This is a genomic window from Micromonospora sp. NPDC047762 (assembly GCF_043204655.1).
Classification (GTDB): Bacteria; Actinomycetota; Actinomycetes; order Mycobacteriales; family Micromonosporaceae; genus Micromonospora.
This window is the reverse complement of sequence record NZ_JBIDCQ010000006.1, coordinates 55,321-76,685: the sequence shown is the minus strand read 5'-3', so window position 1 is coordinate 76,685 and position 21,365 is coordinate 55,321. Positions and strand designations below refer to the sequence as shown.

Below are 21,365 nucleotides of genomic sequence, written 5' to 3'. Positions count from 1 at the left end.
TCGGTTGGCCAGTGGAGGGGGTGCAGGGGCCCAGTAGGTCCTGGGCGTTCAGCTCGCGGCACCTGCTACTGCGTGTTCAGACCGTCAGCGACGCCGCGCTTCCTCGGCGCTCTCCACGCGGAGCGCTTCCACAGCGGCGACGACTGCAGCCTCGATCGTTTCGAACGATGCTGCGCGCGCCCCGCCGTCGGTGTAGAGCGGGAAGTCGACCCCGGTGGCGCGGTTGTGGACGCGTACGTACCAGCCGAATTTGCCGTCGGGCGGGGACAGGTAGCTGGTGGCGTTGACAGCCGGTGCATCGATGGCAACGGTGCACCGGGCACCGTCGGTCTGGTGGCGGCGGGCGGCCCACCCCTCCGGGACCAGCCGTTGCGCCTCTGGCAGGTGCTCGTTGACGAGGTCGACGGACTGGGCAATGTCCCGCTCGTTCTCCGCCGCGCACCGACGATGTTCGTGATCGGCGAAACTGACCCACATGTCGGACCCGGCATCGATGACGAGGTACGTTTCGCAGGCTTCACACCACGGCAGGCCGTGACGCCTCAGCCTGCTGAGGGTCTGGCACCGAGAGCAGACGATGTCAGTCATGAACCTGACCCCGCGTTGGCTCCTCCTCCGCGGCGTCCGACTGATCGTGGCCAGGGATGTGGACTGGTAGGGGTGGGGACTCGGTGAGGCGTGCATGCCCTTCGACGACCTGCTCGATGACCGCGACGATCAGGGCGGCGACCTCCGTTGGGCTGGTGTGGTCCGGCACCGCGATAGTCCAGGCATCGTCATCCGGTCCAATCTGGAACTCGCTCGTGTCGGCGAACGGCTCCTGATGATCGGGTTTTGCGAACCAGCCGGGGCCGGCGGTGACCGCCCAGCGGGCATCCCCGATCTGGTCGGTGTGTAGGCCTCCGGCGTAGATGGTGGCGGTATTGCCGCCCGAGTGGTCGATGTGTGCCTGATGACCGTGCCTTGCGATTTCGACGACCACGGCCTGCATGTCGAAGCGGGTGGGTTGCCGCCCGTCGTTGAAGGCGTCGCGTAGTTCGGCGAGCAGGTCGTTATCGATCTGTTCGGGCGACACGACTCTCCGGCTGCGGTGGGCGACCGCCCACAGATCGTGGTCGGTGGGCAGCGAGGTGCCGATCCTGGCGTCGGTCTTGCCCGCCGCTCTGACGAACTCGAGCAGGTCCAGCCGGTTCGGTAGGGCCTTCATGTCGTCGTTCCCTCGGATGGGTGTCGCTCCGTCAGGTGTCCGATGACGTCGGCGACGTCCCGGACCAGACGCACCCGCGGCGTCTCGCGCAGCGCCTGGTGACAGCCGACGGAAAGGGCCGAGGTCACCGGACCGGGCACCGCCATCACAGGTCGGCCGAGGGCATCGGCCTGCGCCAGGACGGTCCGGGCGCCGCTGCGGAGGGCTGCCTCTACGAGCACGCATCCGCCAGTCATCGCTGCCAGGTAGGCACCGTTGACGGCGATGCGGCTTCGGTACGGTGCGCTGCCGGGCGGCCAGGCGCTGATGAGAAAGACCCGCTCGAACAGCGCTGAATTACCCTGCGGGTGGGGACGGTCGAGTCCAGCGGGATTGATCGCGACGGCCAGATGGCCAGCCGTCAGTGCGCCGCGAAGCGCTGCGGCGTCGACGCCGTACCCACCGGTGTTGAAGATGGTCCACCCGTTCTCGGCGAGGCCGTGGCCGAGTTCTGCGGCGACATGCTGCCCGTAGCTGGTGGCCGCGCGGGCTCCAACTACCGCGACAGACCGGTGCAGCGTTTCTACGAGGGGCTGTGCGCCGCGAACCCACAGGCATGGCGGTGGGGCGGGCAGCCGGACATCGTCGTCGGTGGCGTCGCGGTGCTGGTTCAGGTCCTCCAGCGCCGTGGGCCACTCTGCGTCCTGCGGGATGACGATCCGCGCACCGATCCGTTCGGTGTCGACAACGATCCTGGTGGCGACCTGCCGCAGACCGGTTGCACCCAACTGTTCGGCAGCTGCGGAACGTGCCTCGGCCTGCGGCAGGTGGCCGGCGATCAACCGGTGGAGGACCGCTTCCGGGCCCTCATCGTGAATCATCGTGTGGACGAGTCGGTCACCGACAATGGTCAGCCGGGCCAGGACAGCGCGGGCGATTCTTGGGTCGTCGATGGTGCTCATGTCAGCTTCTGTCTCCTTCCGGGTCAGGGGATGCGGGGCTGGCGACGCCAGGCCATGCCTCCCTTGGGAGAGTTGTTGGGCCTGGGCGCGGCACTTCGCCGCGCCCAGGCGCAGTCATCTCGGGATCGCCGGGGGTACGGCCGGCGGAGGTCTGGGTCGAGGGGCGCAGCCTCGTCAGAGGCGGCAGGCGAATCAGCGCGAGCTCAACCTGCGGAAGCGGGTGCCCTTCGAGGGCGCTCGGTCGCGGGAGTGTGGCGGTGGCGCCCTTGTACGGCTATCGGCGCGAGTGGCACGGCCGCCCTGCGCGAACTGGTCGGTGTCAGTGGCCCCCGAGCGAGCCGAGACCGGTCGCGGAGATGACGACCAGGGCGACGACGTGGAGGCTGACCAGGGCAAGGACGTGGACCGCGGGATGCAATCCACGGCGCAGACAACGCCGCAGGAAGCCGCTCTTGGTCTCGGGGGCGACGTGCTTGGGCATCAACAAATTCCTCTCAGCTGGCCGCGCTTGCGGACGAAACGCGACTGGGAAGGTCGGGGTCACCGACACCTGCGTCCGCAGCGGGACGGTCCGTAGTTCGGTTCGTTGACGGGCGGGCGGCGATCCAGCTCCAGAGCTGGCTCCCTTGGCACTCGGAGACACGGGAGTGCCCGGCTCTCCTGTCCGTTCACGAGTGCTCGCTGGCGGCGTCGATGGCCGCTGATATGCGCCGAGCCAGTCCCGCGTACTTGGCCATCTCTGCTTCCGCGAAAGCAGCCGTACGGTCGAGTCCTTCGGCGGTGGGTGTTACGTCGATCGTCTCGACCGGTGCAGTGGATGCCGCGGAATCGCTCGGCTCGGCCTGAAGCACGGCCGCCCACCGGTCGTAGGCGAGCCAAAGCGCGTTCGCGATGGCGGCTGCCTCGTCCAGCGAGCAGACCAGCCTCGTCGTCGGGGCAGTGCCATCGGCCGCCCCGGCCGCCGTGTCGCGGTCGGGCTCGACATCCCGGCGGCGCACCCGAGGTCGGGTGCCGTCGAGCTCCGGCACGCCGTCACGGTTGGCGTTGTAGATGAGCGTCTGGTTGCCCGCACGCTTGGCGGTGAACATGGCAGCGTCGGCTTGGGCTAAGGCGTACCGGGCGTTACCACCGCTGCTAAGGGCGATGCCGACGCTGACCCGAAGTTGCATCCGCCGTCCTGCGACGATCACTGGTCTAACAAGGGCCACGCGGATCGCGTCGCGCAGGGCCGTGGCGTCCGCGCGAGGCACGAGGATCATGAATTCATCGCCTCCCGTACGAGAAACCTGCGCCCCAGCGCTGACGGAGGCGGCGGCGTGGAGCAGGCGGGCGGCGATGGCTTTCAGGTATTGGTCGCCTGCGGCGTGTCCGCCGTAGGCATTGACTGTGTGGAGGCCGTCGGCGTCGGCGAAGGCGATGGCCAGCGGTGCAGCCACCGAGCTGGCGGCTGCAATGGCTCGGTCAGCGAGGGCCCGGTTGGGTAGTCCAGTGAGCGGGTCGGTTTGGGCCGCCAGGAGTTCTCGCCGCAACTGCTCCTCAAGAGCGGCAGCAACGGCGATTCGACTTTCCAGTTCTTCCTTGCGGGCCTGGGCCGCAACGAGAATCCGGCGTTGCCGGATGAGCCGGGTAGTCGCGGTGATCCCAACCGGGATCCAGCTCTGCATTGCGATGACGGCGATGAGTACCGCCGCCGCGAGATGGCCGTACGACGCCAGGAATGCAACCGGCGCGGTCGCGAGGATGGCGACGACGACGATGGTGGCGGTCGTGCGAAGCAGATCACCTCTGTCGGTGGATCGCGCATCGGATTTAGACATGGATGGGCTCCTTCCTGGAGGAGCTCCGGGGGCGGACCGCTGTCGTAGGCGAGGCCCGCCCCGGGCCTTGGGGTGGGTACCGGCCCTTAATGGGGCCTATCGCCTGACGGGAGCCAGCTGGGAAGAGCCGCAGCTCAGGGCGCCGCGCGCGGCGTGCCCGCACCTGCGGCCCGCCGCTGCAGGTGCGACAGCATTGGGCAGTCCCGTGACCGGATGTCGGCCGCAGCTGTCAGGCGAGGTCGTCGAGGTCGATTTCTTCGTCGCTGACCTGGGCACCTTCGCGGCGCAGGTCGTACTCGTCGAAGTCCAGGTCGCCGCCACACAGGTTGGCGCGCAGCTCGTCCGCAGCGCGGTCGTAGGCGTCTTCCTCGTCGGTCGCGCGTACCCGGACGGTGACCGGGACGAGTAGCTCGACGCTGTATTCCACGGGGAGGGTGGTGATCCCCAGCCGTTCCAGGGCGTAGTTGGTGCCCGACAGGCAGATCTCACGGTTGTTGACGGCACGGGCCGCCCTACGGCGTACGTCATTGCTGAACTCGTCGTGAGCGAGTTGCCTGGCGTTGGCCTCAACCACGGCGGCCTCGGCAGTCGCCTTGGCGGCGGCGACCACCGCAATGAGTAGGTGGTGGGCCGTCTCGTCGGTGGGCGTGGCGGGCATCGGCCCGTAGCCGGCGGCGAGAAGAGTCGCGACCCTGCTCAGCCACGCCGGTATGTCGCCAGATCCATTCGTGGCCTGCCAAGCCGCAACGAGCATCTCTTCGGTGACCGCGGTGTGGATCATCAGGTCGGTGGCGGCCGGCCCGGTCTCCGGAGCTGCAGCATCCGGGGTTGCGCGGTTCTGCGCGTCGAGCAGCTCGACGGTGTCGGTCATGATCGTGTTACCTCCTCTGGCTGAGACGAAGAACGCCGCCCCTGTTGGGACGGCGGCGGATCGTTCGGTTGGTCGGGTTCGGCGATCGCGGTCACTCGCTGGAGACGGAGACGACCTCCACCTCGTCAGCGTAGAAGAGTGGCCGGCGTGGCAGCCGGGGCAATTCCTCGCTGAGTTCGCTGACGGCCAGGCGTACTGCCTCGTCGTCGTCGACCGCGGAGACGCAGATGGTGATCGGCACGCGAAGGGTGACCACGTGGTCCGAGGGGATCGGCGGCAGACCCCAGTCGGCCAGCGCCTCGCTGAGGCTTTCCTCGAAGTCGGGGTTCTCGTCGAGAGTGCCGAGCCCGGCTGTGCGTACGCCGAGTTGCAGCCGGCGCAGGCCGGTGCGGTGCTCCGCTGCCTCGTGGCGTGCGCGGTTGGCCCGTGCTCGGGCCTGAAGCAGATCCTCGATCATCCGGGCGTGACAGACGATACGGTCATCGCCGTTGGTGTGGTCGTGCTCGCAAGCGGCGGCGGGTAGTTCACTGGCGGGGCTGCTGGCGGCGGCGAGGAATGCGGTCAGCAGGTCATCGGGCATCGGCTCGCCGGTAACCTCCCGCCAGGCCTGGGCGGCCGTGCAGCTGAGCCGCCCGATGTCCCCGGAGAACGCTTCGGTCATGGGTGCCTTCCCTTCGTCGACGCCCGCGCTGGTGTACGGACAGGAGTGGAGGTGGAAGTCGGTGTCTCAGGCCAAGACAGGACCGGACGACGGAACACGGCGACGGCCTGCCCACCGGTCGCAACGGTGGTGGCGACGGCATGGACCTCGTTGTCGAAGAGGTCTCGCTCCAGGGCTTCGAAGTCGATGTAGCGCCTGGGCATTCCGAGGCGTTCCAGCGCCGTGGCCCAGCCGCGCTCGACCAGGTGCTTCTCGGCGTAGTCCGAGCGGTGCGGGAAGAGGCCGACGAAGTCGGCAGCGAAAATCGCCGGCAGGTCATGGGCGGGGACGTCCGCGTCGACGCCGCCACTCGCCCCGAGCCAGTCGCCAACCACGACCAACGGCAGCTGATGGGTTGAGGCGATCCGACGCATCGCGCACAGCACCGGCAACGGCAGTCGGTGCGAGTCGCGGCCGTACCGGCCAAAGCCGTGCGCATCGATGACCACCACCTCTGCTGCGGCATTGACCGGAAGCACCTTCGCGATGCTGGCCTGGGCTGCGGTGAGGTCGCCATCGAGCAGGACGGCTGCGGACGAGGTCAGGTCGTCGGCAGGCGCGATACGTACGGCCCCCACCTGGCTCATCACCGACTGGACGACGGTGACCTCGCTATCCGCCCGGGCATCGGCGAGCGCGACCAGCACCCATCGGGCAAGGTTGGACATCGCCTGCACCGCCATCCGCTGGTGCCGGGCCGGCGTTCCGTCGAGTACGAGATCAGGGGTGACGACGGTGGCCCGGACCGTGCACCAGGCCACCGGAAGGTCGCCGGAGTAGACCAGGTAAGCGGGGGTATCCCCGTCGATGACCCCAGCGGTCCGAGCCTCTATCGAGGCGCGCAGCACTGCGGCCTGCGCCGTTGGCAGTGCGTCGACCTTCAGTGGTGGTGAGGTGCGGTACCGGTCCGCCAGGGCGACCCCGACCAGACTTCCGGCGTTGACGCTACGCAGTCGTTGGAATGCTCGGACAGCGTCCGCAACGGTGCTTCGCCTCATGCTCTCCCCCGTCCGACCGGGGTGCCGAGGCGGCTGTCGGCAGCCAGACTGACCCCATGTCGTGGTGAGAGATCGCCGGACCGACGCGCAGTAAACTCGTCGAATAGCGCCGTCGTCGACCTCATCACCACAGCTCCGTTGCGGCGTGGGCGTCCACGAGCAGCGAGAACTGCCGGTCAGTGAGCCCGACCGGTTCCGCGTGACGACCGGCGCCGGTGAAGATGACCGGCCCGCACAGGTAAGGCGCGTCCCACGGGCCGAGGTATGGACGGCCGGTGGTCTCGAGGGCCATCTGAGTGGCCGCCCAGTTGGGGACTCCGCTGCCCTGCTGGTCGTCCTCGAGCCACATCACGGTGTATTCATCGAGCTGGACTCGGTAGGCGGCGCCGGTAGTGATGCGTCGGCCGCCATCAGCAGGGGCTTCCAGGACAGTCAGCCGTCCGGACGGGCCAACCATCAGGTAGGTGACCTGTTGTGCCGGAGTGGGCACCGACTTTCGGGCATCGAGCGGCGGCCGCATCGCTGTGATGGTCATCTTCTTTGTCCTCTACTGTCGTGGGGTCGGTGACCCCTGGGCACGAAAAACGGCCGGCCAGGCGAATGCCTGATCCGGCCGGGAGGTACGGCGCTTAGCAAGTCAGCCGGGCCGATTGGCTGGGCGGGGGTCTCCCGTCGCTGCACTGGTCCGAGTCGACCGGCTTGTCGTGGGTGTTGTTGGTATGCCCGACCCGGGAGGTCGCGCCGCAGGCTGGGCGGTTGCTAGGCAAGGGGCCAGGCGGCCATGGCGACAAGTTGCTCGTTCGGGCGCAGCCGGTCGACGTGGTCGTTGGCGGCGTGCAGATAGTCGAGCTGGTCGGTCAGCCGGCGCGATCTGGGCGTAAGCCAGTTGGCGTCGGCGGCCAGGGCATCGCCAGGCACGGCCGCGAGTGCCGCGAGGGTGCGGTAGCTGTTGAGGCCGGCTTGAAGAGCTTCGATGTCCGCGATGGGAATAGGTTGCTGCCGGTAGGCGGCGTTGTACGTGGTCATCGCGAGCACCCGAGGTTGGGCGAGGTAGGCCTGTTGGGCGCGGCTGAGCGGCCAGCGTGCCGGATCGTCGCGGTGGCGGTCGACGAAGGCCGAGAGCGGTTGGGCGTCGCGCGTCCCGTCAACGACGTCTCGCCATCGGTGCCACAGCCAGACAGCGCTGGTGGCGGCGCGGGCACGCATGCCGGCCAGGTCAAGGTGACGGACCGGGCCGCCGGCGGCGTAGCCCTGGTAGCGGTGCAGCAGTTGTCGGGTGAGTCGGTGATGGGCGGCGAAGTGGCCAACAGGGCCGGCGGGACGGAGCTGTTGTGCAACGAGGCGGGTCGCCGCGAGAGCGGGCATGGACTGGGGTGTCGCGTCGGTGGACAGGCAGACCACGATGGTGTGCACGGCAGGACGTGCGGGCATGGGCTCCTCCAGGCAGGGTGCTGGGACACGGCCGCGGTGCGATCGCGCGAGAGCGCGCGGACAGGCGACAGCGTCGGCGGACAAAGTGGTGAGGCTGCTGGATCGCGGCGCTGGCGCCGATGGAAGCTCCGGCGGGCGGGGATTCCGAGCTTGATGACACGAGCGCGTCGCGGCAATGCTGCCTGTATGGCAGGGCTGGCGCGCTGGCGCCGGGGTGGTGCAGATGGGCGTGGGTGCCGGGGAGGATGTGTCGCGGCCGACCGACCAAAGTGGCGGGTGGGCGGGTGCGGCTCCTGCCGTGGCGAGCCAAGGCCCGAGGTGGTGCAGTGATGGGGGTTCTATAGAAGAGAGTTCACGATATCCTGCCGACCCAACAGAAAGTGATCATCGCTGGATCACCCCGATTCGCGGCTGTTTGAGCAGGGTATTGGGCGATCCGACGGCTGACATCCATCGATTGACCAAGGGCGTTGGGTACCGCGACGCAGGTGTTGGGTTTCGGAGCCACCCGGCGTTGGCGGATGAAGGTGACCCGCTCGGACGACTGTTGGCTCCCCCATGATTGAGACTCCGTTGACGACGGCCTCGCTGAGCTGGAGAGGCGTCGATCCACCTACTCACAGCGGTCCTCCGCCCGCAACGTCAGACGCCGACCGTGTCGGCGCGATCCGGGATCCGGCTGCAGCGGACGCACTGTCATGACGGCGAGAGCTTCTCGGCAACCTGCTTCAGGAAGGTCGTGGGCGAGCCCGCCTCGCCTACTTCTGCCGATAACGGACAAGGGTGTGACAAGCCTCGAACGGTTTCACATCGTCGCGTAATTCTCACGTAGTGGGGCGACCGCTTCCCGACTACACTCTCCCTCCACCGCGAAGATCCGGGAACTCCCGGACCCTGGTCCAATCCGGGAATCCGCATCAGGAATGGAGACGCCGCATGAGCTACAAGAACGAAGACGAGGTGAAGAAAGCGCTCAATATCGACACTTGGCGGAATCTTTCCAAGGAAAAGGTGTCCCAATTCGCGGCCATGATGCCGGATATAGACAAGGACGTCGCACTAAAGATCATCGATCAGCTTCCTGAGTTCGGGAGGTTGATCACCGGCGCGATAGACGCCATGGAGAAGGAGCACGAGTCCACGCTTGCCTCCAACCAGCAGAGCCAAGAAAGTGCACACCGGGCCTGGCGGGAGATCAGGGAGATCTATAGAAGCGAACTCGCACACGAGGGACTGAGCCCGGAGTACAAGATGTTCATCCTCGAGAAGATCTCGGAAACAGGAGATAAAGAATCCGAGAAGGACACTGAGAATAAACAGTTCCTGGCCGGGCTGTCCAATTCCTTCAAGGTGGGCGCCCTTGCCGCACTCGGCACGGCCATAGTGGTGGTCGGCGGCAGAGTAGTACATCAATTCGGGAAGAAGCTCTAAAATTGACGACCAGGGCCATTGGAGCCGATACATCTTCGGGCCACCGGCGACTGGCGGGCAAGACACTTTTCGGCCGGATGAAATGGCGTCCTCATCTGCCACACCTGCCGCGAGCCGCGGAGCGCAACCGGCGACGTGCACGTGACAGGGGTCGTGATGGCGGTTGACTGGTGAGGGCTGCGGCACGCTTACGGTCGAGCGACGGACACCCCGGGACATCTGCACGCGTTGGAGTTCGGCGATGCCGCAGCCCGCGAGGCAGCGCTGGACCACCTCTGAGTGGCGGTGCTGCACGAGGGTTTCCCCGAGACAGCCACCGCGTCGGCCGTTCGGGCCGTGACCGCATTGCTCGCCGAGGGGCGGGCGCATTCGGGCATGGTCACATCACTTGTGGAGTTCCTGGGCGACGCCGCCTTGAGCGTGACCAACCTGGCGGAGAACCCGCACTTCGCCGAGGTACTGCCAGACGTCGCTGATGCCGTAGCGGCGGCATACCCGGTGGTGCTTCCGCTGCTGCGGACATCGATTCCGGAGCACGCCCCGCTCTACGCGGAAAATGTCGTGGCGATCGCACAGATGGCGCCACTGGCCGACCAGCGCGAGGAACTTGCCGCTTTCATCCGTGACTGGTTGCAACGCGGGCCCGTCCGCGAGCCCTGTGGGTCTGTTGCCTCGGCCAGCTCGGCGTCGACGTCCGTGGCCTGCTCTCCGACCCTGACCCTGCGGTCCGGATGCGAGCCGCGTTAGCCCACGAAGACGATCCGCTAAGCCAACACATGACCCTCGCCTCGCTCGGGGATCCGCCGCCTCCAAGCCTGCATCAGTTTGAAATCGTCGCCGCAGCGATTCGCGTCGCGGTTCGCCTGCCAGGACTCCCACGGCCGGGCGTTCGTCGTCGCCTTCGCCGGCCGGTAGCCGTCCACGAACAGGCCCTTGACGTACGTCTCGCTGATCAGCGGGAGCCAGTTCGTGATGCTCTTCCGCGCCAGCGAGAGGTATTCGGCCTTCGCCCCTCGCGGCGCGTACGGCGGATCGTGCTCGCTGCACAGGTACCGCGCGACGTGGCCCAGGCCGCGACGCGGGTCGCCGGTCAGAGTGGCATGTGAGCTGATTAGTTCCTCGGCGTGGCCGATCACAACGCCATCGGTGGCAGGCACGTGGGGGCCTCCTTCCAAGGCATGTGCTTGAATGCGGTATGACCCAGGCCATCCCCGACGCCGCTACGCAAGCGCCGTTCCTGGTAGTGACTGCTGATCTCGGCGACATGCCGGACTTGCAACTGGTCGGCAGGTATCTCGACGCGCTCGGGACGCTTGCCGATTACGCGGTGACACTCGCGTTTTACTCAGGGATTTTCAATTCAAGCCGGGATGCGAAACATGCTGAGTTGGTGGCCGAGCACCTTCACGAGACGTTGAGGGCGGGGGCGCGGCACAATCCTCGACGCTTCCGACGGGACATCCCCGGCGAAATCCTACCGAGACTTGCTGTAGACCGTCTGCGGCTTGCAAGCCCGCTGGAGGCAGTGCTCACGGCAGTGGCCGGCGACATCAAGCCCCTCGGTTACGCGGTCGTCGCGTTAGGTCTGCTTAAGAGCGGCCTAGGCACCGTGATGGACTGGCAGCGCCATCGCGCCGAACTTCGACAGATGGAATGGGCGCGAGACGCCACCTCCGGCGCTGGGTCGGAGATGTTGTCCGACGCGGGGCTACCGGAGCAGGTGATATTGGCGATGCAGCAACAGTCCCGAATACCCGTCCGCACGACGTTAGCGCCGGATGTAAACGATGCGATCAAACTCATTGCTTGGGTGCCGCTAGTCGAGGTGCGGCGCGAGGTCACACCCGACGACGTTGACCAGACTTAAGTCCCCTCATGACTCCGGCATCCTGATATGCCGCGCGAGTCGCGGGCCACACCAGATGGCGGTGGAGCAACGCCAATCGGGTGGAACCCGCGACTCGCCACCGTCGGAGACGGCTGCGGCCCGTAACAGCAGGAGGAACGAAGCATTGACCGGTGGCGCACCCAGTCGACCGGACAGAAGGGCGTCCTCCCGGCCTTAGTATCCGATTGGCTCAGGCTTTGGGGGCCACCCGGACGACGCTCGCTCCGCCAACGACTCCGCCATCCTCATGTACGGCGAAGATCAGGTTGTAAGAACCGGGCGGCGCGTCCTCCGGGATTGGAATTACGCTAACTGGTCGTTCGCCCGCCGCACCCGATGGCCTCACTGGCTGGGCCTCGAACGTCACCTCTCCCAGAGCGGGCCGAGCTTGTACCCCCGGCAGCGTTCTTCAGTTCGCTGACGTCCCCGTATGGGCCAGTCAGACGCGCAGTCAGCTCGACCTGTGTCGGCTTCGCGGCGGGGTTGGTCCCCGGCTTGACGATCCAGTGAACCGTCATCTCCTGGCCAGGCTGGTACACCGTGTCCACGTCCTCGCCATCGCAACACGTGTAGGTCGTCGGGGTGCCTGCTGCGGTGGTGGACCGCCCAGAGCCGCAACCCGATATGACCAGCAAGGCCAGGCAGGCAACGGCCGCCACAGACCGGCACGTTTTCATGAGCATGAGCGTAACGAGCACTGTCCTCGGACGTCTCCGGGCAGACCTGACCCCGCCAGCACCAAGTTGATGGGCTGGCGCTGAAGTGAACGTTCACGACTTCTGGACGCCGCGCCGTCGAGTAGCCGCCGGCCCGATAGCCGCTCTGCCGCCGCCAAGCGTCCCTGTCCATGACAGACGTACGCTGTCACTCGGCGGGCAACTGCCTCTACCTGCTGCTACACCGCGGCAATCGGGTAGCCAATCGTGGCGATGTCTTGCCGCAGCTCGGCAACGGTGAGTTGAGAGTTCAGCGCTTGTATCACGCTGTCGGTGAGCGGTCGGTTGGCGACCACGTGCTCGACCGCCGCCCGATCCACCTCGACCTCGTAGTAGTCGCGGGCGAACTCCACGAAACGGTCAACGATGTCGTCGAGCAGGATCTCGAGCATTCCGGAACCGTCCGGTCCGGTGTCGTCGTAAGGTCCACGAAGTGGCGGGAAGATGATGCCGTCACCAACATGCCAGCGGTTGTCATCGGCCAGCCGCCATAGCAAGGCAGTAGCGATGAACTGCCCGGCCTCGTCGCAGAAAGCAGGTTCCTCGATCTGCGGACGCAACTCCACGGGCAGGCCCTCGAGCAGGCCGGGCCACAGCTCGTAGTCTGGATCGCCGTAGGGCGACATCGCCGACTCGTGATCGAAGACCCGGATGAATACACCGTCGGGGGTGAACACGACGGCCCACTCGTCGCCGCTGCCGTTGCTCATCAGAGCCGCCTCGTCCGTGCCCCAGGCACGGGTGTAGGCGTAGTACGCGGCGCCGCCGTCGATGATGCATTCCAGCAGGGCCAATGCCTTACACCGCTGCCGCAACCGGTCGATGGAAGGCAGTCTGGCGGCGATGTCGTACGCGGTCACCGGGTGACCCTACTGGGGCGGCCAGACAGCGACTCCGCAGGTCCGGAGCTGCCACCACGAAGGTCTACTCTGCTTCGTCACGCAGCTCGTGGAGCGGATCCTCGGCCGGGCGTGGTGGTCCGGGATTGAGCGGGCCGGGTTCGTCGTCGGTGGTGGGAAGGTCGGCCAGGCTCAGCCGGTGTCCCCCGTTGCCCACGAGCCGCCATACCGGTCCGGCCGGGCTGTGTCCGTTGATCCGGTCCCGGGCGCAGGTGGCGACGGTGAGCGCGACCAGGGAGTCGGCGACACGGTGATCGTGACGGGCGGCGTCGGCGAGCTTGGTGTGGAAGTTGCGTTCCCGTTCCCGGCTCGGCAGGGAGAACAGCAGGATGTGGCCGGGTCCGCCGTCCACCCGTAGGCGCCGGTAGGGGTCCAGCTTGTCGCGTAGGCGCGGGTGGTCTTCGGTGGCACGGTCGTACTCGAGCCAGAAGCCGACGCTGCTGCGACCGTTGGTCCAGACACCGTGTGCGTCAGGGCGTACCCGTTGTCCGAAGACGGCGGCTGTCTGCTGCTCGGACCACCAGCGGCTCAGCCTCGCCTCGGGATGACGGCGACCGTGGGCAATGAGGTCGATGAAGAATTGGTTGGCCTCGATGGTGTGTTGCCGGATCCGGTTGGACAGCACCGAGTCCGCGGCGAGTGCGACGGATTTCGGGGTGGGCGGGGTGTTACCGCGAGCGAGGGCCACGAAGCGGGCGGAGAGCCGGCCGGGTACCCAGTAGACCCGTGCGGGTTGACCGGGGTGGGAGCGCAGAACGCGATCGATGAAGTCGAGCCGTCGCAGGGTGTAGAGGCGATGGGCGCAGGTGACCGGGGAGTCGAACAGGATCGAGGTGATCTGGTCGGTGGTGAGGGAGGTGTGGTCGGACAGCAGAAAGGCGATCACCCGATCACGAGGGCGAAGGCGGGCCGAGACGTCGGAAAGCGTGGTCGTGGATCGACGGATGGGAGATCGGGATTGGGGGGTCACGGGACACCCCCCGATCGGAGGATGTCCCCCCGGTGGGACTGTCGGGACGACTGATCATGACTCATGTACGTCTCCTAGCTGCGTTGTTGGGTGAGCAGCGACCGATTTGCAGGCTGCCCGCAACGACCATGTCCGGGCCGGACCGCCGACCAGGGTGCGAACCCAACCCGGTGTAGGGGGTGCAAGGGTCCGACGTCATTCGCTGCGGCGGGATGGACTCCCCCGTTCACTGACGGCGAGACGCTTGGCGAGCTGCTCGATGGCGGTCGGGTCTGCCGCACTCCCGCTCGCAGCAGCACAGGCGGCCCGGATGTGTGTGGCGGCGCCGACCACGGGGCGGGGCGGCCGGGTGTGCAGGGTGAACGCGGCGGTCTCCCGATTGCCGATGACCAGCCGCGCAGCTGCCTGGTAGGCGTCCAGATGGCTCAAATCGTGTTCGGACAGTTCGGGAAACATGTGCCGGGCCATCTGGTGCGCATCTTCGGGCGCCACGTTGAAGGTGATCTTGTTGCGGGCATTCGCGCTCAACGCGAGCTGGGTGGGTCGTGGCAGTTGAGCGAGGTCCTGGTGGGCCAGCACCAGGCTCATGCGGTAGCCGCGGGCTTCGGCGAGCATGTCGTCCACCGAACCGGGCAGATTCAGAAAGTTGTGGCACTCGTCGACGAATACGGTGCAGTCGCGTCGTTTGTCCTCCGGCAGTCTCGCGCGGGCGGTGGCGGCCTGCCAGGCGCGAGCCAACACGAAGGAGCCCATCAACCGCGAGGTGTCCTCGCCGAGTTGCCCCTTGGGGAGGCGGGCGAGCAGGATGCCGCCGTTGTCGAGCAGTTTCCCCATGTCGAATGACGAGCGGGGCGTGCCAAGGGTGCGGCGTGGGAAGTCCCGCAGCAGGAACGCTCTCAGCCGGGCCATGACAGGTCCGATGACCTGCGCTCGCACCGGCGGCGGCATGGACTCGTACCAACTCCAGTAGCCGAGCAGGCCTTCTGGGTCGTCGAGGCCGTCGGTGAAAGCCATCCGGAACTGACGGTCGTTGAGCAGCGGTGGCACCAGCGCGAGCGTGGCGTGCGCCTTGCGCATCAGGGTGAGGCAGGCGACCCGTAGGGTGTCGTCGATGCGCGGTCCCCAGTGCCTTTGGAAGATCTTGCTGAAGATGGAGACGACGTTGTCGACGGCGAGGTCGTGGTCGTCTCCGGAGAGCGGGTTGAAGTAGCCGCCCTGGTCCTGGTCGGGATCGATGAGGACGACCCGGTCGGCGACGGTCTCCGGCAGCCGGTCCAGGACGTCGGTGACGAGGTCTCCCTTGGGGTCGATGACCACGACACCGCGGCGGGCGGCCACGTCGTCGAGGATCATGTTGACCAGGAAGGTCGACTTGCCGACGCCCGTGGAGCCGAGGACGTGCAGGTGTTGGCGGGCGTCGACGACGGGCAGCCCTACGGCGTGACCGCCGATCTCGGCGTGTCCGAGTTGTTTGACGCCGCGTCCGCCGGCGGGAACCTCGACCGGCGCTGGCATGGGCTTCGCGCGAGCGCGTCGGAGACCGGGTACGGCCAGGTCGGTCGGTAGGGCGGCGACGGCGGCGAGTTCACCGGCTCCGAGCAGGTACCCGGAGCGCAGTGGTCGGGCGGACAGCACTGCGGCGGGCTGCTTGAGCCGGACGCGGCGCAGTCGTTGGCGGGCGGTGTAGACGCCGTAGGCGGAGGCGACGCCGTGGGCGAGAGTCTTCAGGCGGGCCCGCAGATTCTCCTCTGCCACCTTCCGGGGGTTGGTGTGGGCGACGCCGTACCGGATCGAGGTCTCCCACAGCTGCCCGGCCGCGATTTTGTCCACTGCGGCCCGGGCGTCACGATCACGTTCCGGATCTGTGGGTACCGACCGGGACGCGGTGACCCGAGTGCCCGCGGGTGCCCTGCCGGGCCCGGGCACGATCAGTTCGAGCAGTCCGCGCATCCAGGCTGTGGGGTCGAGTAGCCCTCGTGCGGGCTGGCCGGTGCGGAGCGCCCCGGTACCGGCGCGGAGCCGACGGATCTGCCGGGGCGTGGCTGGGCGGGTGAGTACCTGCACGCAGGCGTACTCGGGATCCTGCAGCCCGGACAGCGCGGAGATCAGTGGTCGCAGGGGGTCGCTGTCGTGGTCGGTGACGATCGGGTACCAGGCGGCGAGGGTGGGGACCAGGGCGCCGCCTTCGTCGAGAGTCGCGAGGGGTATCGGTGCGGTGGCGTCATTGACGGCGGCGGTGGCGCCCGGCCAGGCGCCGGTGACGGCGGCGAGGACCGGTCCGGTGGGCACGGTGCCGGGCAACCAGATGTTGATGGTCAACTGCCGGCCGGCCCATCGGTATTCGAAAGCGACGTGTGGGGTGCCGTGGATCAGGCGTCGCCATCCGGCGGGGCGGAGGATCTCTGCGCAGGTCGCCCACCAGCGTGCGGCGCTGTCTGGGTCGACTTCCGGTGGTGGGGTGATGACGACCTGGTGGGCGTGATGCAGTAGCCGCCGGTGCCGCCAACTGTGCAGTTGCCCTCGGGCGATCAGAACGACGAGCCCGAGGGCGGCGGCGACGATGGCGAGCCACGGGTGGTCGGTCACCCACCGGAGTACGTTCAGGACGGCGTCCGCCATCGGGTTGGACGGGACCGGCGGAGGCGCGAAGGGCGACGGCGGCGGTGTGTTGGGGGCCAGTGCTGTCACGGTGTCTGCCTGTCGAAGTCGCCTGTGACGCAGAGTTCGTGTTCGCGTTCGGAGGACACGGCGTGGGCGCCTACCCGGTTGGCACCTGCGAGGAGGAGGCTCTCCCCGCGTTGCGCTGACAGCAACATCCGCGCCTCTCCCCCGGTCAGGTTGAAGCTGTCGGCGACGGCGGCGATGGCCTGCGGGGCTTGGCGCATGAGGAGCTGGGTGGCCGAGTTCGCGACGACGGCCTGCCCGAGTTCGGAGCCCAGCAGGTCAGCGGCGTCCTGTGTCACCACGGACACCCCGGCACGCCGTTTCCGGGCGGCCTTCGCCAGCCGGTTGAGGAATCGGACGCCTTCGCCGTCGCGCAGCAGGGTCCAGGCCTCGTCGACGATGACGAGGCGGCGTGGGTCGGCGGTCGGGCCGTCGGCGGGTGGGGCGTCGACGGTGCGCCAGATCGCGTCGAGGGCGAGGAGCATCCCGGGGGCGCGGAGTTCGTCGGCGAGCTGTCGGGTGGACCAGACAACCAGGTGCCCGATGGGGCCGGTGGTGGTGGGTCCGTCGAAGAGGTGGTTGAAGCTGCCGGTGGTCCAGGGTGATAAGCGGGCGGCAAGGGTGAGCGCCGGCGGCGTGGCATCGACCTCCAGTGCCGCGGCGACGTCGCGTAGCAGCGGAGCCGGGCGAGCCCAGGTGGTCGGGTCGTTGGTGATGCCGGCAGCAAGGTACGCGGTGTTGACTGCCCGGTCGAGGGCGGCGCGCTCGGTGGGTGCCATCGCGCCGTCCTCGCCACTGGCGCCGAGTAGGACGTTGATCAGTGTGTGCACGAACAGGGCTCGCCGGTTGCGGGCGTCGGGTCGGTTGTCGTCGACGGCGATGTCCAACGGGTTGAGCCGGACGTCGGGTGCGCCGAGTTGGATGACGGTGCCGCCGACCGCTTCGGCGAGCCGCAGGTATTCGTCTTCGGGGTCGATGACGTTGACCTGTACTCCGTCGTAGAGGGAGCGCAGGGTTTCGAGCTTGATGAAGTACGACTTACCGGCGCCGGATCGGGCGAGTACGACGCTGTTGTGGTTGTCGGCGGCCCAGCGGTCGTGCCAGATGATGCCGTTGGTGGCGGTGTTGACCCCGTAGAGCACCCCGGAGGCGCTGGGCGGGTCGCCGGGCAACGGGGCGGGCAGATCCGCGGAGGCCAGGGGCATCGCTGCGGCGAGGGCGTCGGTGTCGAAGACCCGCCGCATGCCGATGCTGTCTACGCCCATCGGCAGGGTCGATGTCCAGGCCGGCAGTTGCCGCCAAGTGGCTGGGACGGTGTCGAGCATGACCGAGGCGGCGGTGGCCCGTACGTGGGCGACGGATTCGGTCAACTCGTCCAGGTTGGGGGCGTGCACGGTGACGTAGTGGCCGACCCGGAACAGGCGGCTCGCGCCGCGGGCGACCCGGTCTGCCAGCTCGGCGGCGTCTGCGGCAGCAGCCTCGGTGCTGGGGTCGTCGAGGCGTCCGTGTTGGGCGTCGGCGCGCCGGGAGGATTCCAGTCGGGCGCGTTGGCGGCGCAGCCGGGATGCGGCGACCTGCGGGGCGAGCGGTTCGATGTGGATGACGACGTCGGCACGGCCGGGCCAGCCGCTCAGTGGGAGCAGCCAGCCGGCGCCGACCTCCGCCGGGTAGCCGTTGACGATCATCGTCGAGGCGTACCCCTCACCGATCTTGAGGTAGCGGGGGGTGACCTCCACGCTTGCCGGGCCGATCAGCGCGGCGAGGGTGTCGGCCTCCGCCGACGGCGGTATCGCCGGGCGGGCAGGCCGACGAGGACGAAGCAGTCGCAGCAGTTTCACGACGGCTCCTCAGCGGTGATGGGCTCGTCAGGTAGGGCCCGTTCGCCGGGCACGGGCAGGGTGTAGGGGTCGACGGCGGCGGCCAGCACCGCGCAGACGGCAGGGCCATCCAGTACGCGGGTGCTGGCGCCCAGGCTCTGCAGGGCACCAGCGGTGTGCTCGGCAGCGCGCAATACGTCCTGGTCGCGGCGGGCGCCGGTTGCGGTATGGACGATGGTGACGGTGCGCCACAGTGGCTGCCGCTCGTCTTCCAGATCGAGGAGGAATTCGGCGTAGTCCGCTGCGGCGTCGGCGAGCGCGGCGTTGGGCAGCAGGTCCGCGGCGTCGGTGATGCGCTGCGCGTGCCCGGCCAGGTCGACGCGTTGGGTGGAGACCACGATCTGCACCGGAGCTGTCAGGCTGTTGAGCCACCGCGCGTAGGCGCCGACCAGGGCGGCCTGCTCCGCTGGGGTGCGGAGTCCGAGGTTGACGGTGCCGACGGCGACCAGCGCGGCGCTGGTACCGCCAAGGTCGACCACTCCGTTGGTGGCGATCGACCGCGCCGGCAGGCGCAGTGGCGTCGGCGGGGTCAGCTCACCCTCGGCGCTGCTGGGGACCGGCGCCCACCGCGGCGTCTTGAGCACCCCGCCGGGTGCGGGAACCTGCCGTCGTGGGGTGCGGGAGCCGCGAACCGCGGCGAGCAGCCAGGCGTCCAGACTCAATCCGTCGCGGCGGCCCAACGCGAGGACGGTTGCAGTGCCGAGCAATGGGACGAGACCGCCGAGCAGGACCGGCATCGGCAGACCATCGAGCAGCGTCCGAAACAGCAGGTAGGCGATGGCCACGGCGCTGGCCAGGATGGCGACCTGCCGGGTGGTCAGGTTGAACAACAGGCGATCGGGGGTTTCGACGTCGGCGGGGATCCTGACACGAAGATCAACATCAGACATGGGGACTCCTCAGGCAATGGGTTGGGTCTGGGGCGTGGGGTGTCAGCCAGGCAAGCCGTTACCGGTGCTGTTGCGTCGGGCCGACGGCCGGGAGGATGGAGTCGGCGGCAGAGGGCTGGTGGCTTGCGATCGCGCTGCCGCTGACGCGCGGGCGGTGCGCGGGCCGTATGCCGTCGTTGACGGCCAGCCCGTACCGCTCGGGGTGTGTGCTGACGCTGGAGCTGGCCCGATCGATGACGGCGCGGCTCCGGGCCCATGCGGTGGCCGATTCGCTCCGCGCATGCCCTGGGGCGGGGAGTCCGCCGGCCAGCCGGTGCCGGAGTCGGTGTAGGCCCACCACCGACGCCAGCGGGGCATGCGTTGGGGCATTGCGGTGGCCGGGGTCCGCCCGGACGGAACCTTTGGAAGAGCACGCTCCGCAGGAGCCGGTGCCGCCGTCGGCGCGGTCCTGCGCGGCACCGGCCCGGGCCGTGGTCCGCCACCAGTCGGTCTCGGCAACGATGGGCCGGTCCCCGGTCCCCCGGGGCCAGTCTGGCGGGCGGCCACCCGCCCCGCCGACAGGCTGGCCTGCCGACCACCGCGCCAGATGCCACCGGTCAGTGCCCGACTGACCTGCTGGACGATCGCGACGCGGATGAACGCGCCGACGACGTTGTTGGACTGACCCCCGGTGACATAGCGGCGCATCAGGGCGGGGATCTTCACCACGGCCAACAGCAGGCAACAGATGATGAACAGGTTGAACGTGCCGGTTGGGTCGTTGGGCAGGCCGAGGGCGGGCAGGTTCGCCGTCGGACTGAGGAAGACGGTCAGCGCGGTGTGCAGGGCGAGGGCTTGGGCGATGACGGTGGCCAGTGCACCGATGAAGGCCCGCCACCACAGCTTCGCCGCGGGTTCCGTCCACGGTGTGGCGTGACCGGCCAACGCCACCGGTGCGATGCCGACGAGGATCACCAGCAGGCCGAGTCGCAGGATCCAACCAACCATGATCATTGCGACAAGAGCGGCGATGGCGATCCCGATGATCAGTGTGAGAAGCGCGTTGGCGGGGTTGGTGAGGGCGTCGACGACGGTGCGTTTCATTTGGGCGAGGGAGCCGTCGGTGGCCACGGAGTCACTGGTGAGCGCCTGGGTGAGCGCATTGCCCAGTTCGATGAGCCCCTTCGACAGCGGCGTCGCGAAGTTGGCTGCGATGAAGCCGATGACCAGGCGCGGTGCCAGTTCACCGACGCCGTAGCGTGCCTGCACACTGTCTCGACCCATGATCACGATGCCGCAAGCGATGATCGCCAGCACGAAGCAGGTGTTCACGATCATCAGGGCTCGGCCGCTGATCGACTCCACCTGCGGCAACCCAGTGACATCGGGTACGACGAGGAACGCCGAGGACAGCAACGACCACAGGGCATCGATGATGTCCGCGACCCGCTGTGCCAGCCAGGTGAGGATCTCGTCCAGCAGGGTTCCGACTCCGACGATGTCCCAGAACATCGGAGTCAGGTTCCCAGGATGCCGCGCAGGATGGTCACCAGCACCGGGGCCAGCACAGCGAGCGCATAGCCCGTCGCTGCGCCCTTGAGTGCGCCCTTGGCCTTCTCCACCTGCCCGGGGTCGCCGCCGGCCATCAGGTACAGCGCCCCGCCGTAGGTGAGGAACAACGTGGCGACGCCGACGAGGATGCCGACGATCCAGACGACCAGGTTGTTGATGACGGTCGGGAGGTTGTTGACGGCAAGCAGGTCCGGCGCTCCGGCGATGGCCTGCGCGGTCAGGCCGAGCAGCACACTGGCGTTGGTCGTAGTGGACAGGGACAGTCGGTTCAGGATGCGGCGCATCGGTGGTCACCTCCCGCCCCACCTCTCGGTGGGGCGTGCTCGAAAGCGGATGGGAGGCGCCGCCCGCACGAGCGGGGACCGTGGAAGCACTGCTCCTTCCACACCGGGTTCGGTTTCGTGGTGAGCACGGACCTAAAGCCGGACCGAGTCACCACCCGTACCGGGCGGCGCCCGAGACCGCTCGCGCACCCCGGCTGGCATGTCGGAGGGGTGATCGGTCTCGTGACCGC

General features: G+C 68.1%; 21 protein-coding genes. 3 read left to right on the top strand and 18 right to left on the bottom strand.

Features of this window, described 5'->3' with window-relative positions:
- Window positions 1-84 precede the first annotated feature (84 nt).
- The 10 genes from ACGF3C_RS19655 to ACGF3C_RS19610 all read right to left on the bottom strand — a co-directional run bounded on the left by ACGF3C_RS19655 (window position 85) and on the right by ACGF3C_RS19610 (window position 7,965).
- On the bottom strand, window positions 85-588 hold the full coding sequence (locus ACGF3C_RS19655) for a hypothetical protein (protein ID WP_393223787.1): 504 nt from the start codon (window positions 586-588) through the stop codon (window positions 85-87).
- Window positions 581-1,207, bottom strand: a complete 627-nt coding sequence (locus ACGF3C_RS19650; RefSeq protein ID WP_393223784.1) for a hypothetical protein — start codon at window positions 1,205-1,207, stop codon at window positions 581-583. The genes ACGF3C_RS19655 and ACGF3C_RS19650 overlap by 8 nt, the downstream gene beginning before the upstream one ends.
- On the bottom strand, window positions 1,204-2,148 hold the full coding sequence (locus tag ACGF3C_RS19645; RefSeq protein WP_393223782.1) for a DNA-processing protein DprA: 945 nt from the start codon (window positions 2,146-2,148) through the stop codon (window positions 1,204-1,206). Before ACGF3C_RS19645 ends, ACGF3C_RS19650 begins: the two co-directional genes overlap by 4 nt.
- A gap of 319 nt (window positions 2,149-2,467) precedes the next feature.
- Window positions 2,468-2,629 (bottom strand): hypothetical protein, encoded by a 162-nt coding sequence (locus tag ACGF3C_RS19640; protein ID WP_167944793.1) that lies wholly within the window; start codon window positions 2,627-2,629, stop codon window positions 2,468-2,470.
- Window positions 2,630-2,816: 187 nt separating this feature from the next.
- A complete protein-coding gene (locus ACGF3C_RS19635) occupies window positions 2,817-3,965 on the bottom strand; it encodes a GGDEF domain-containing protein (RefSeq protein WP_393223779.1) in 1,149 nt (382 codons plus the stop codon).
- 229 nt (window positions 3,966-4,194) lie between these two features.
- Window positions 4,195-4,836, bottom strand: coding sequence for a hypothetical protein (locus ACGF3C_RS19630; protein ID WP_393223776.1), 642 nt, complete (start codon window positions 4,834-4,836; stop codon window positions 4,195-4,197).
- Window positions 4,837-4,927: 91 nt separating this feature from the next.
- On the bottom strand, window positions 4,928-5,497 hold the full coding sequence (locus tag ACGF3C_RS19625; protein WP_393223773.1) for a hypothetical protein: 570 nt from the start codon (window positions 5,495-5,497) through the stop codon (window positions 4,928-4,930).
- Entirely contained in the window at window positions 5,494-6,534 is a 1,041-nt protein-coding gene (locus ACGF3C_RS19620; RefSeq protein WP_393223771.1) for a hypothetical protein, read from the bottom strand. Before ACGF3C_RS19620 ends, ACGF3C_RS19625 begins: the two co-directional genes overlap by 4 nt.
- A gap of 124 nt (window positions 6,535-6,658) precedes the next feature.
- On the bottom strand, window positions 6,659-7,069 hold the full coding sequence (locus ACGF3C_RS19615; RefSeq protein ID WP_393223768.1) for a hypothetical protein: 411 nt from the start codon (window positions 7,067-7,069) through the stop codon (window positions 6,659-6,661).
- Window positions 7,070-7,293: 224 nt separating this feature from the next.
- Window positions 7,294-7,965 carry a hypothetical protein gene (locus ACGF3C_RS19610; RefSeq protein WP_393223765.1) on the bottom strand — a complete coding sequence of 224 codons (672 nt, stop codon included), beginning with the start codon at window positions 7,963-7,965 and terminating at the stop codon, window positions 7,294-7,296.
- A 936-nt stretch (window positions 7,966-8,901) separates the two neighbouring features.
- On the opposite strand from ACGF3C_RS19610, the gene ACGF3C_RS19605 reads away from it, so the two are divergent.
- Window positions 8,902-9,396 carry a hypothetical protein gene (locus ACGF3C_RS19605; RefSeq protein WP_393223762.1) on the top strand — a complete coding sequence of 165 codons (495 nt, stop codon included), beginning with the start codon at window positions 8,902-8,904 and terminating at the stop codon, window positions 9,394-9,396.
- Window positions 9,397-9,675: 279 nt separating this feature from the next.
- Window positions 9,676-10,143: a hypothetical protein gene (locus ACGF3C_RS19600; protein WP_393223759.1), complete on the top strand. Its 468-nt coding sequence runs from the start codon at window positions 9,676-9,678 to the stop codon at window positions 10,141-10,143.
- Window positions 10,144-10,160: 17 nt separating this feature from the next.
- Here the strand turns inward: ACGF3C_RS19600 and ACGF3C_RS19595 are convergent, their stop codons facing one another.
- Window positions 10,161-10,553: a hypothetical protein gene (locus tag ACGF3C_RS19595; protein WP_393223756.1), complete on the bottom strand. Its 393-nt coding sequence runs from the start codon at window positions 10,551-10,553 to the stop codon at window positions 10,161-10,163.
- 38 nt (window positions 10,554-10,591) lie between these two features.
- Between ACGF3C_RS19595 and ACGF3C_RS19590 the strand changes: the two genes are divergently transcribed.
- Window positions 10,592-11,263: a hypothetical protein gene (locus ACGF3C_RS19590; RefSeq protein ID WP_393223753.1), complete on the top strand. Its 672-nt coding sequence runs from the start codon at window positions 10,592-10,594 to the stop codon at window positions 11,261-11,263.
- 916 nt (window positions 11,264-12,179) lie between these two features.
- Here ACGF3C_RS19590 and ACGF3C_RS19585 read toward each other — a convergent pair.
- From ACGF3C_RS19585 to ACGF3C_RS19555, 7 genes are all read right to left on the bottom strand, one after another.
- Entirely contained in the window at window positions 12,180-12,860 is a 681-nt protein-coding gene (locus ACGF3C_RS19585; RefSeq protein ID WP_393223750.1) for a hypothetical protein, read from the bottom strand.
- Between the two features lie 64 nt (window positions 12,861-12,924).
- Window positions 12,925-13,785 (bottom strand): replication-relaxation family protein, encoded by an 861-nt coding sequence (locus ACGF3C_RS19580; protein WP_393223747.1) that lies wholly within the window; start codon window positions 13,783-13,785, stop codon window positions 12,925-12,927.
- A 279-nt stretch (window positions 13,786-14,064) separates the two neighbouring features.
- Window positions 14,065-16,488 carry a type IV secretory system conjugative DNA transfer family protein gene (locus tag ACGF3C_RS19575; RefSeq protein ID WP_393224471.1) on the bottom strand — a complete coding sequence of 808 codons (2,424 nt, stop codon included), beginning with the start codon at window positions 16,486-16,488 and terminating at the stop codon, window positions 14,065-14,067.
- A 65-nt stretch (window positions 16,489-16,553) separates the two neighbouring features.
- Complete coding sequence (locus tag ACGF3C_RS19570) at window positions 16,554-18,371, bottom strand: VirB4 family type IV secretion system protein (RefSeq protein ID WP_393223745.1); 1,818 nt, start codon at window positions 18,369-18,371, stop codon at window positions 16,554-16,556.
- Window positions 18,368-19,300: a PrgI family protein gene (locus tag ACGF3C_RS19565; RefSeq protein WP_393223742.1), complete on the bottom strand. Its 933-nt coding sequence runs from the start codon at window positions 19,298-19,300 to the stop codon at window positions 18,368-18,370. The genes ACGF3C_RS19570 and ACGF3C_RS19565 overlap by 4 nt, the downstream gene beginning before the upstream one ends.
- A gap of 42 nt (window positions 19,301-19,342) precedes the next feature.
- Window positions 19,343-20,791, bottom strand: a complete 1,449-nt coding sequence (locus tag ACGF3C_RS19560; RefSeq protein ID WP_393223739.1) for a hypothetical protein — start codon at window positions 20,789-20,791, stop codon at window positions 19,343-19,345.
- 5 nt (window positions 20,792-20,796) lie between these two features.
- Window positions 20,797-21,135 (bottom strand): pilin, encoded by a 339-nt coding sequence (locus tag ACGF3C_RS19555; protein WP_269679770.1) that lies wholly within the window; start codon window positions 21,133-21,135, stop codon window positions 20,797-20,799.
- Window positions 21,136-21,365: the final 230 nt, after the last annotated feature.